The sequence below is a fragment of the Pseudomonas sp. CM27 genome (assembly GCF_013179515.1).
In the GTDB taxonomy this organism is placed as follows: Bacteria; Pseudomonadota; Gammaproteobacteria; order Pseudomonadales; family Pseudomonadaceae; genus Aquipseudomonas.
Genome location: NZ_JABMCN010000221.1, coordinates 1 through 10,385 on the forward strand (window position 1 = coordinate 1; position 10,385 = coordinate 10,385).

Here is a 10,385-nt window from a genome sequence, read left to right on the forward strand (position 1 = left end):
GATACGGTCAACAGCATGTTTGGCCAGGTGCGCGAGCGCGCCGAAGTGACTCCGGCCACCCCTGAGCTGCTGGCGGCATTGTCGCGCCTGGCCGAACCTGGCAGCGCCGAAGCGCCTGCGGCAGCCGTTGCTGCACCCCAGCCCGCCGCCGAGGCGCCGCTGGCTGCTGCGGCCGATGACGCGCACCAGGACATCACCGACAGCGAGTTCGAGCAGCTGCTCGATTCGCTCGATGCGGTCAAGGCACAAGCTGCTGCCGACGAGCAGATGCAGGGTGAGCCCGTCAGTGCGGCCGGCGACGAAATCACCGACGCCGAGTTCGAGTCGTTGCTCGACCAGTTGCACGGCAAAGGCCAGTTCAGCGCCGAGGTTGTGGCGCCGCCGGCTGCCGTCAGCGCTGAAGCGGTCAGCGACGAGATCAGCGACGCCGAGTTCGAATCGCTGCTCGACCAGTTGCATGGCAAGGGTACGTTCCAGGTCGATGCGTTGCCGGGTGCCAAGGCGCCGTCGCCTGCCGCCGCTGAACAGACCGCTACGGCCAGCGCCGCCAGCGACGAAATCAGCGAACACGAATTCGAAGCCCTGCTCGACCAGTTGCACGGCAAGGGCAAGTTCGGCGGCGACGTTGCTGCGGTCGAAGCACCGGCTGCGGCCAAGGCGCAGGCGCCAGCTGCGGCGCCTGCGCCTGCCAGTAAACCTGCTGCGGCCCCTCGCGCGCCGGCCCCGGCCGCCGACAAGCACGCGGTCAGCGAAGCGGAAACCACCGTGCGGGTGGACACCGCGCGCCTGGACGAGATCATGAACATGGTCGGCGAACTGGTGCTGGTGCGTAACCGCCTGGTGCGCCTGGGCCTGAACAGCGGTGACGAGGCCATGTCCAAGGCCGTGTCCAACCTCGACGTGGTCACCGCCGACCTGCAGACCGCGGTGATGAAAACCCGCATGCAGCCGATCAAGAAAGTCTTCGGCCGCTTCCCGCGCCTGGTCCGCGACCTGGCTCGCCAGCTGAAAAAAGAAATCAACCTGGAGCTTGTCGGCGAAGAGACCGACCTCGACAAGAACCTGGTCGAGGCCCTGGCCGACCCGTTGGTGCACCTGGTGCGCAACGCCGTCGACCATGGCATCGAGATGCCCGATGAGCGTGATGCCTCCGGCAAGGCGCGCACGGGCCGCGTGGTGCTGTCGGCCGAACAGGAAGGCGATCACATCCTGCTGTCGATCTCGGACGACGGCAAGGGCATGGACCCGAACATCCTGCGCGCCAAGGCCGTTGAAAAGGGCCTGATGGACAAGGACGCCGCCGAGCGCCTGAGCGAGTCGGACTGCTACAACCTGATCTTCGCCCCGGGCTTCTCGACCAAGACCGAGATTTCCGACGTGTCGGGGCGTGGCGTGGGCATGGACGTGGTGAAGACCAAGATTTCCCAGCTCAACGGCTCGATCAACATCTACTCGGCCAAGGGTCAGGGCTCGAAGATCGTCATCAAGGTGCCGCTGACCTTGGCGATCATGCCGACCCTGATGGTGATGCTGGGCAACCAGGCGTTCGCCTTCCCGCTGGTCAACGTCAACGAAATCTTCCACCTCGACCTGTCGCGCACCAACGTGGTCGACGGCCAGGAAGTGGTGATCGTGCGCGACAAGGCACTGCCGCTGTTCTACCTCAAGCGCTGGCTGGTGCAGGGCCAGGTGCACGAAGAGCAGCGCGAGGGCCATGTGGTGATCCTGTCGGTGGGCACCCAGCGCATCGGTTTTGTCGTCGATCAACTGGTTGGCCAGGAAGAAGTGGTAATCAAGCCGCTGGGCAAGATGCTGCAGGGGACCCCGGGGATGTCCGGGGCCACCATTACCGGTGACGGGCGCATTGCGTTGATTCTCGACGTCCCGAGCATGCTCAAGCGTTACGCCGCGCGGCGTATTTGATTTCGGTGGCGCACCCTGGCGGGTTGCGCCGCCTAATGGAGTGTTTATGGCAGTCAAGGTCCTGGTGGTGGATGATTCCGGTTTCTTCCGCCGCCGCGTCTCGGAAATCCTCTCGTCGGATCCGACGATCCAGGTAGTGGGTACCGCGACCAACGGCAAGGAAGCAATCGACCAGGCGCTGGCGCTGAAACCCGATGTCATCACCATGGACTACGAAATGCCCATGATGGACGGCATCACCGCGGTGCGGCACATCATGCAGCGCTGCCCGACGCCGGTGCTGATGTTCTCCTCGCTGACCCATGAAGGCGCCCGGGTCACCCTCGATGCGCTGGATGCCGGTGCGGTTGATTACCTGCCGAAGAACTTCGAGGACATCTCGCGCAACCCCGACAAGGTCAAGCAGATGCTGTGCGAGAAGGTGCACACCATTTCCCGCAGCAACCGCCGTTTTGGCAGCTACGCCAGCCACGTGCCGGTGGCCGCACCTGCACCGGCGCCTTCCAGCAGCCCTGCACCTGCCAGCGGTTTCACCAGCCCTGCACCGGCGCGTACTCCCGTGCCTGCCCGTGCACCGGCCGCTGCGCCTACGCATTCGCCAGCCGCCAAGCGCAAGCCCTACAAGCTGGTCGCCATCGGCACCTCCACCGGTGGCCCGGTTGCCCTGCAGCGGGTGCTGACCCAGCTGCCGGCCAGCTTCCCGGCACCGATCGTGCTCATCCAGCACATGCCGGCCGCGTTCACCAAAGCCTTTGCCGAACGCCTCGACAAACTGTGCCGCATCAGTGTCAAGGAAGCCGAGGACGGCGACATGCTGCGCCCCGGCCTGGCGCTGCTGGCCCCGGGGGGCAAGCAGATGATGATCGACGGCCGTGGCACGGTGAAGATCCTGCCCGGCGACGAGCGCCTGAACTACAAGCCGTGCGTGGACATTACCTTCGGCTCGGCGGCCAAGTCGTATGGCGACAAGGTGCTGTCGGTGGTGCTCACCGGCATGGGCGCCGATGGCCGCGAAGGTGCGCGCCTGCTGAAACAGGGCGGCAGCACGGTGTGGGCCCAGGATGAAGCCAGCTGCGTGATCTATGGCATGCCCATGGCCATCGTCAAGGCCAACCTGGCTGACGCCGTGTACAGCCTGGACGAAATCGGCAAGCACCTGGTGGAGGCGTGCGTCTGATGGACGTCCTCAGCCTGATCGGCCTGATCCTCGCCTTTGTCGCCATTGTCGGTGGCAACTTTCTCGAAGGCGGCCATGCCGGTGCCCTTGTTAACGGCCCGGCGGCGCTGATCGTGCTGGGCGGTACCCTGGCGGCGGCGCTGCTGCAGTCGCCGCTGTCGTCGTTCAAGCGTGCCTTGCAGATCCTGCGCTGGATCCTGTTCCCGCCACGGGTCGACCTGGCGGGCGGGATCGACCGCGTGGTGAACTGGAGCCTGACCGCACGCAAGGAAGGCCTGCTGGGCCTGGAGGGGGTGGCCGACAGCGAGCCCGACCCTTATGCACGCAAGGGCCTGCAGTTGCTGGTGGACGGCGCCGAACCGGAAGCCATCCGCAGCATTCTCGAAGTCGATTTCCTGACCCAGGAAAGCCGTGACATCCAGGCTGCCAAGGTATTCGAGAGCATGGGCGGCTACGCGCCGACCATCGGCATCATTGGTGCGGTGATGGGCCTGATCCACGTGATGGGCAACCTGGCCGACCCGGCGCAACTGGGCAATGGTATTGCCGTGGCCTTCGTCGCCACCATCTACGGGGTGGCCAGCGCCAACCTGATACTGCTGCCGATCGCCAGCAAGCTGAAGGCCCTCGTCATGCGCCAGTCGCGCTACCGCGAGATGCTGCTCGAAGGCCTGCTGTCGATTGCCGAGGGTGAAAACCCGCGCTCGATCGAGCTGAAGCTGCAAGGCTTCATGGAGTAACCCATGCGTCGCCGTCGCCATACCGAGGAACACGAAAACCACGAACGCTGGCTGGTGTCGTACGCCGACTTCATTACCTTGCTGTTCGCTTTTTTTGTGGTGATGTACTCGATTTCCTCGATCAACGAGGGCAAGTACAAGGTCATTTCCCAGGCCTTGCTCGGGGTGTTCAACGACCCGGAACGCAGCATGAAGCCGATCCCTATCGGTGATGAGCAGCCGTTGAGCGTGCGCCCGGCCGAGCCGTTGGTCAAAGAGAGCGAGCAGACCGAGGCTGCCTTGGGTGCGACCAATGTCGACCCGCTGAAAACCATCAGCGATGACGTGCGCGATGCCTTTGGCGACCTGATCAACAGCAACCAGATGACCGTGCGTGGCAACGAGCTGTGGATCGAGATCGAGCTCAATTCGTCGCTGCTGTTCGGCAGTGGCGATGCCATGCCCAGCGACAAGGCCTTTGCCATCATCGAGAAGGTGGCCAACATTCTCAAGCCGTTCGCCAACCCGGTGCACGTCGAGGGCTTTACCGACAACCTGCCGATTCGCACGGCGCAGTACCCGACCAACTGGGAGCTGTCGTCGGCGCGGGCGGCGAGCATCGTGCGCCTGCTGGCCATGGAAGGGGTCAACCCGGCGCGCATGGCCTCGGTGGGCTATGGCGAGTATCAGCCGGTGGCCGGCAACGACACCGCCGACGGCCGTGCGCGCAACCGGCGGGTGGTGCTGGTGATTTCGCGCAACCTCGAAGTGCGCCGCAGCCTGACCGGCTCGGGCAGTGCCAACGCTACACCGGACGCTGCATTGCGCCGGGCTGGCACACAAAGTGCACCGGCAACGCCAGCAACGGTGGCGGGGCAATAAGTCGTCAAATCTCTGTCACTGTTAACGAGTTCATGACATTGACGGCGATCCCTGTGGGAGCGGGTTCACCCGCGAAGATCGCGACTCGGTATAAGGCACCGGCTTTGCCGGTGTTCGCGGCGGTTCGACGCTTCGATAAACCCGCTCCCACATTGATTGCGCGAGCTTTCAAATTTTGAGCAAGGCAGTGTCCCTGCCAAATCAATAGATAGAGTTTGCTTGATGAGAGTCTGGGCAGTAGCCAATCAAAAAGGTGGCGTCGGCAAGACCACCACTACCATTGCCCTGGCCGGCCTGCTGGCCGAGGCCGGCAAGCGCGTGGTCGTCGTCGACCTCGACCCGCACGGCTCGATGACCAGCTATTTCGGGCACAACCCGGATGCCCTGGAGCACAGCTGCTACGACCTGTTCCTGCACAAGGGCGGGGTGCCCGAAGGCTTGCCTGGGCAACTGCTGCTGCCCACCAGCGACGAGCGCATTTCGTTGTTGCCTTCGAGCACCGCGCTGGCGGTGCTGGAGCGCCAGTCGCCGGGGCAGAATGGCCTGGGGCTGGTGATCGCCAAGAGTCTGGCGCAGCTGTGGCAGGATTTCGACTACGCCCTGATCGACAGCCCGCCATTGCTCGGCGTGCTGATGGTGAACGCGCTGGCGGCCAGCCAGCAGCTGGTGATCCCGGTGCAAACCGAGTTTCTGGCGGTCAAGGGGCTTGAGCGCATGGTCGGTACGCTGGCGATGGTCAACCGCTCGCGCAAGCAGGCACTGCCTTACCAGATCGTGCCCACCCTGTTCGACCGCCGTACCCAGGCCTCGCTGGGCACGCTCAAGCTGTTGCGCGATACCTACGGCCAGCAGGTGTGGCAGGGCTACATCCCGGTCGACACGCGGCTGCGCGATGCCAGCCGCAAGGGTGTCACGCCCTCGCAGTTCGACGGCAAGAGCCGCGGCCTGATTGCCTATCGGGCGCTGCTAAAGCACCTGCTCACTTACAAGACTGCAGCGCAGGTGGCTTGATGACCCAGACTCGGCACACCAGCACCCGGCCACAGGTGGCCCTGCAATCGTACCTTGACGGGTTGCTGCAGGAGGCCACCGAAGCTGACGACCTGATCGAGCTACCGGCAGCGGCGCAAGAATTCGCCGCAGCGGTGCGCGAGGAGCAGGCGCGTGATGCCCGCCAGCCGGCAAGGCAAGCGCCAGCCGAAGCCGACATCAGCCCTGCGCTGCGACCTTTCGCCGAGCCCCGGCTGGCGGTGTTGCCCAGCGTGATACCGGTTGAGCCGCCGGTGGTGACCGTGGTCGAGCAGCAGGTGGTGGCCGAGGCCGCCATACCGGTGCTGGTCGAAGAGCAAGCCCCGCAGCCCGCGGTACCGTTGGTCGATGTGCATTTGCCGGCCCCCGACCTGCCTGCGCCGCCACCCAGTGAAGACGGTCGCCCGGCGTGGGCGGCCGAGCCGTTCGAATGCCTGCTGTTCGACGTTGCCGGTCTGACCCTGGCGGTGCCTCTGGTGTGCCTGGGCTCGATCTACAACCTGGCGGGCCAGGAGCTGACGCCGCTGTTCGGCCAGCCCGACTGGTTCCTCGGCATCCTGACCTGCCAGGCCGGCAACCTGAAGGTGCTGGACACGGCCCGTTGGGTGATGCCTGACCGCTATCGCGATGACTTTCGCCAGGGCCTGCAATACGTGATTTCCGTGCAGGGCTACGAATGGGGGCTGGCCGTGCACCAGGTCAGCCGTTCGCTGCGCCTGGACCCGTCCGAGATCAAGTGGCGCAGCCAGCGCGGCCAGCGGCCATGGCTGGCCGGCACGGTGATTGAACACATGTGTGCCCTGCTCGACGTCGCCGCACTGGCCGAGCTGATCGCCAGCGGCGCGGTCAAGCAGATGCATGCCAAACAGCAATGACAGCGAACACACCGCCAATGGCGGATTTTGAGGGTAGGGGAATGAAAAAGTCGTCCGCACAAGGTTCCGAAGATCCGATTCTGCAGTGGGTTACCTTCCGTCTGGACAACGAGTCCTACGGCATCAACGTGATGCAGGTGCAGGAAGTGCTGCGCTACACCGAAATCGCTCCGGTGCCGGGCGCGCCTAGCTATGTGCTGGGCATCATCAACCTGCGCGGCAACGTGGTGACGGTGATCGATACCCGCCAGCGCTTCGGCCTGATGCCCACCGAAGTTACCGACAACACCCGTATCGTCATCATCGAGGCCGACAAGCAGGTGGTCGGCATCCTGGTCGACAGCGTGGCCGAGGTGGTGTACCTGCGCCAGTCCGAGATCGAGACCGCGCCTAACGTGGGTAACGAAGAGTCGGCCAAGTTCATCCAGGGCGTGTGCAACAAGAATGGCGAACTGCTGATCCTGGTCGAGCTGGACAAGATGATGACCGAGGAAGAGTGGTCCGAGCTGGAGAATATCTGAGTTGATCCTACAGGTTGCTGTCATCTTCCTGGCGCTGGTCTGGGCGCTGAGCCTGTGGTTTTTCCTCAACTACAGCAAGCGCCAGCGCGAGCTGGCCGCGCAGCAGGCCGAGGGCGATGCCCTGCGTGACCAGCGCATCAAGGACCTGGCCAAGCGCCTGGACGACTACCAGAACGGTACCGTGCGCATGGGCGAGGCGCTGCACGCGTTGAGCGCAGTGGTTACCCCGCTGCCCGACAAGATCCAGCAACTGGAGCAGCGCGACCCCAGCAACGTCACCTTCAGCCAGGCGGCCAAGCTGGTGGGCATGGGCGCCAGCGTCGCCGAGCTCACCGAAAGCTGCGGCCTGACCCAGGCCGAGGCGGAGCTGATGAGTAAATTGCATCGCAGCGAAAACGCCTCGTCCTGACGGCTCTGCCCCGGTCTGTTCGCGTATTTACCCCCGACCAGGCCGGGTCTGCTGCCGGCTCATGAGTGGCTCCAGGAATGATTGCCGCCAACCCTGGCGAAGCGGTTGAGTGGCAGCAGTGTGCGCATGGCCTTTTGGCTTTGGGCCAGGTCGACGAACCGGTAGGCATTGATCCGGGGTATGGCGTAAAGGTTGATCAGCTGGCGCAGGGTACGCAGCCCTGGCAGGTGACGGTCGACGACGTCGGTGAGCATGGCTGGGCCGGTAAGGCGACTGAGGCGGTTGGCATAGCGGTAGAAGTTGGCTGGGTCATCGGCCAGGCTCGGCTTGCTGTCGTAGAAGTCCTGGTTGGTCTGGTAGCGGGCGTGGATTTCTTCGGATATGGCCTCCAGCAACGGATTGCCCGGGTGGCTGCCTATCAGGCTGGTATTGTACAGGCAGTTCATGCCCAGCTTTTCATTGGACATGGGCGGCGCCAGCAGCAGGCCATCCGGGGTGGTGGCCAGCGTTACCTGGTCGATAGCTTCGCCAGGGCTGCCGGCGGTTTGCCCGTCGGTGACCTGCGGGTATTCGCCAGTGCCAAGCAAGGTGTCGTCGACGTCCATGTACAAGCCGCCTTCATGGTGCAGCATCGGGTAGCGCAGCACATCGGATGCCGAGGCGTAGTTGGTGGCGATACCACCGTTGCCATCCAGGGCCGCGTCGTACTGTGCGTAGTAGCGGCTTTGGCGAAAGGCCCTGAAGAACGCTTGCTCCTCTAGTGGCAGTACTTGCAGGCCGGGCGCATGTTCGGCCAGCAGTTCAAGGTTTTCGGCATAGGCCTGAGGGGCGGATTTGCCAAGGTACAGGCGCAACTCGTACTCGCTGTCCTTCAGCCGGGCAGCGTTATTGCCCAGGTTGGCCAGGAGCTTGGGGCTGATGGTGCGGTCGCCTACCCACAGGCACGAAATGGTCTTCGGAATCGGGTAGCTGTTGCTGGCCTGCACCGGGATATCTACCGGGAACCTGAGCTCTACGCCCAGGGCACGCAGGCTCTGGCTGCGCATGCCATTGCCGGGCACGCGACTGGCGGGCGCAGCGACCAGGTCGCGGCGGCCAGCCTGGGCAACGTAACCGGTGGGCTCGATCTCGTTCAGATCCCCTTCGCGAATGAACACATCACGTTGAAGGTCGTAGACCATGCGCTGTGTGTAGCCGTCGATGCAGGCATCGAGGTGGTCGACATTGCTGTCGTATTGGGGCACGCGGATGACAGCGTCGGCGATGGCCTGATCGCAATCGGGCAGTGGCGGGATCGGCTCAGTGATATGGAAATAGGGCACGCCTTCCGGGGCTGGCAAGCGCGGGGCTGAGACCGGGCTTGCCGGGTAACCGATCTGCTCGTTCAGCCGGGTGGGCGGCACGAAGCCATCGAGTTTGAACTCGAACAGGGTTTGGGCCTTGGTGGCGCCTGCGATAGCCAACGGCAGGGCATTGAACAGGCCCCAGGTGATGTTGCCGACGCCATCCTGCTTTTCGTGCAGCGATTTGCCATTGATGGCCTGGTCCAGCCCCAGGCCCAGTTGCGCGATGCCGCCGATAGCCAGCAATGGCGCCAGCCCGGGTACTACCAGGCACAACGGAGCCAACAGGCTGAGGGTGCTGGACAGGTAACCGCCCCAGCGGGCTTTGCTGACCTGGCTGTCGGTGGTGATCAGAAAGGCTGCGTCGTCGTAACTGCGTTGGCGCTGGTGGTCTGCCATTGCCTGAAACAGGTCACCATCAATGTCGGGCGAGTATTTTTCCTGACGGTAATTCACGTAGGTGCGCGGTGACCACTTGCCGTCGTCGTTGAAAAAGCCATGTTCAGGCGGTAACGGATGCCGGGCAGGGTACGCGGCCAAACCCTCAAGGGCTGTATCCAGGCCGCTGAAGTCGAGGCCCTGGGGGGCGTCCGCCAGCCTGAAATGCTGCTTCAGCGCTGCGCGTCTGTCAGGGTTTTTGCATTGTTGGCCTACCCAGTCCTTCAGCAGGTCTTCGCTGGCGAACTCCAGCAGCGGCGAGCTGTTGCCGGGAACATAGAGCACGATCAAGCCGCTGGCGGGGGCCTTGAGGCACAACAGATCGGTGGCTGCGTAGCCGTAGATGTTCAACATGCTCACCCGTAGCGCACTGTCACGTGGCATCAGCCCGCCGGCTTGCCATATCAACCTTCTTGCTGCCTCGCTGAGGCTGCCTTCGCTGACCTGTTTGTTACAAGCTGCGATGAAGTTGAGCTTGCTGGCCAGCCGGTGGCCGTTCAGGTGGTCTCGCCAGTAGCGGTCCAGCTGGGCCTTGAAGGGGATATGGAAGTCCAGGGCGGCGATGAAGCGCTGCAATGCCTCGGCGGCTATCGGCAGGAGGGTCGAGGCGTCATAGCGTTGCGGCGAGGTTCGGCGGAACAGCCCGTTGAATACCTGGTATGGGGCGCCATAGTGGTTGAGCGCCGGTGCCGGCAAGGTCTCGACCAGGCGCAGCGGACCGCCAGGCAAGCTGCCGGCCCACGGCTGGCGAAACAGGGCGCCGAACAGATCGTTGTTGGTTACCCCCTGCCAGTTGGCCAGCAGAGCCTCGACCAGGCTTGCACGCTGAGTGACCGCGACCAAGTGGCCAGCTCGCACATCGGGGGCGTGATGCAAGGTAACCACGTCGATCTGCGTGGGGTCGAGATCATGGCCCTGCCTGGCCAGCCATTGGCGCAGGGCGCGGCTGGCCTCCTGGTCCGGGCGAGGCACCTGGCGCAGGTGGTCGCGAACATACTGCACGCCGGCGGCGTTGATGCGGGTCGTGGACATGGTGTTCACCTTGCTCATTTTTGGAAAGGGCAAGGCT

General features: G+C 64.0%; 9 protein-coding genes. 8 read left to right on the forward strand and 1 reads right to left on the reverse strand.

The genetic code is table 11. The features are described from left to right. From HP547_RS22800 to HP547_RS22835, 8 genes are all read left to right on the forward strand, one after another. Window positions 1-1,923: chemotaxis protein CheA (locus tag HP547_RS22800; RefSeq protein ID WP_172287502.1), on the forward strand; the 1,923-nt coding region annotated here is incomplete at its 5' end. 46 nt (window positions 1,924-1,969) lie between these two features. Next, complete coding sequence (locus HP547_RS22805; protein WP_172228074.1) at window positions 1,970-3,100, forward strand: chemotaxis response regulator protein-glutamate methylesterase; 1,131 nt, start codon at window positions 1,970-1,972, stop codon at window positions 3,098-3,100. After that, the gene (locus tag HP547_RS22810) at window positions 3,100-3,840 is read left to right on the forward strand and encodes a flagellar motor protein (protein ID WP_172228072.1); all 741 of its coding nucleotides are present in this window, start codon (window positions 3,100-3,102) and stop codon (window positions 3,838-3,840) included. Before HP547_RS22805 ends, HP547_RS22810 begins: the two co-directional genes overlap by 1 nt. A 3-nt stretch (window positions 3,841-3,843) precedes the next feature. Further along, a complete protein-coding gene (gene motD / locus HP547_RS22815; RefSeq protein ID WP_172228070.1) occupies window positions 3,844-4,701 on the forward strand; it encodes a flagellar motor protein MotD in 858 nt (285 codons plus the stop codon). A gap of 222 nt (window positions 4,702-4,923) precedes the next feature. After that, entirely contained in the window at window positions 4,924-5,712 is a 789-nt protein-coding gene (locus HP547_RS22820) for a ParA family protein (RefSeq protein WP_172228068.1), read from the forward strand. Further along, window positions 5,712-6,605, forward strand: a complete 894-nt coding sequence (locus tag HP547_RS22825; protein ID WP_172287504.1) for a CheW domain-containing protein — start codon at window positions 5,712-5,714, stop codon at window positions 6,603-6,605. The genes HP547_RS22820 and HP547_RS22825 overlap by 1 nt, the downstream gene beginning before the upstream one ends. Window positions 6,606-6,646: 41 nt before the next feature. Further along, entirely contained in the window at window positions 6,647-7,126 is a 480-nt protein-coding gene (locus HP547_RS22830; protein WP_003254393.1) for a chemotaxis protein CheW, read from the forward strand. A gap of 1 nt (window position 7,127) precedes the next feature. Continuing rightward, a complete protein-coding gene (locus HP547_RS22835; protein ID WP_172228064.1) occupies window positions 7,128-7,535 on the forward strand; it encodes a DUF2802 domain-containing protein in 408 nt (135 codons plus the stop codon). 59 nt (window positions 7,536-7,594) lie between these two features. Here HP547_RS22835 and HP547_RS22840 read toward each other — a convergent pair whose 3' ends face one another. After that, window positions 7,595-10,348 (reverse strand): dermonecrotic toxin domain-containing protein, encoded by a 2,754-nt coding sequence (locus HP547_RS22840; protein ID WP_172287507.1) that lies wholly within the window; start codon window positions 10,346-10,348, stop codon window positions 7,595-7,597. Window positions 10,349-10,385: the final 37 nt, after the last annotated feature.

Bases quoted from the DNA above. Each gene is read 5' to 3' on its own strand.
- HP547_RS22805 (WP_172228074.1), top strand. From the start codon at position 1,970: ATGGCAGTCAAGGTCCTGGTGGTGGATGATTCCGGTTTCTTCCGCCGC.
- HP547_RS22810 (WP_172228072.1), top strand. From the start codon at position 3,100: ATGGACGTCCTCAGCCTGATCGGCCTGATCCTCGCCTTTGTCGCCATT.
- motD (WP_172228070.1), top strand. From the start codon at position 3,844: ATGCGTCGCCGTCGCCATACCGAGGAACACGAAAACCACGAACGCTGG.
- HP547_RS22820 (WP_172228068.1), top strand. From the start codon at position 4,924: ATGAGAGTCTGGGCAGTAGCCAATCAAAAAGGTGGCGTCGGCAAGACC.
- HP547_RS22825 (WP_172287504.1), top strand. From the start codon at position 5,712: ATGACCCAGACTCGGCACACCAGCACCCGGCCACAGGTGGCCCTGCAA.
- HP547_RS22830 (WP_003254393.1), top strand. From the start codon at position 6,647: ATGAAAAAGTCGTCCGCACAAGGTTCCGAAGATCCGATTCTGCAGTGG.
- HP547_RS22840 (WP_172287507.1), bottom strand. From the start codon at position 10,348: ATGTCCACGACCCGCATCAACGCCGCCGGCGTGCAGTATGTTCGCGAC.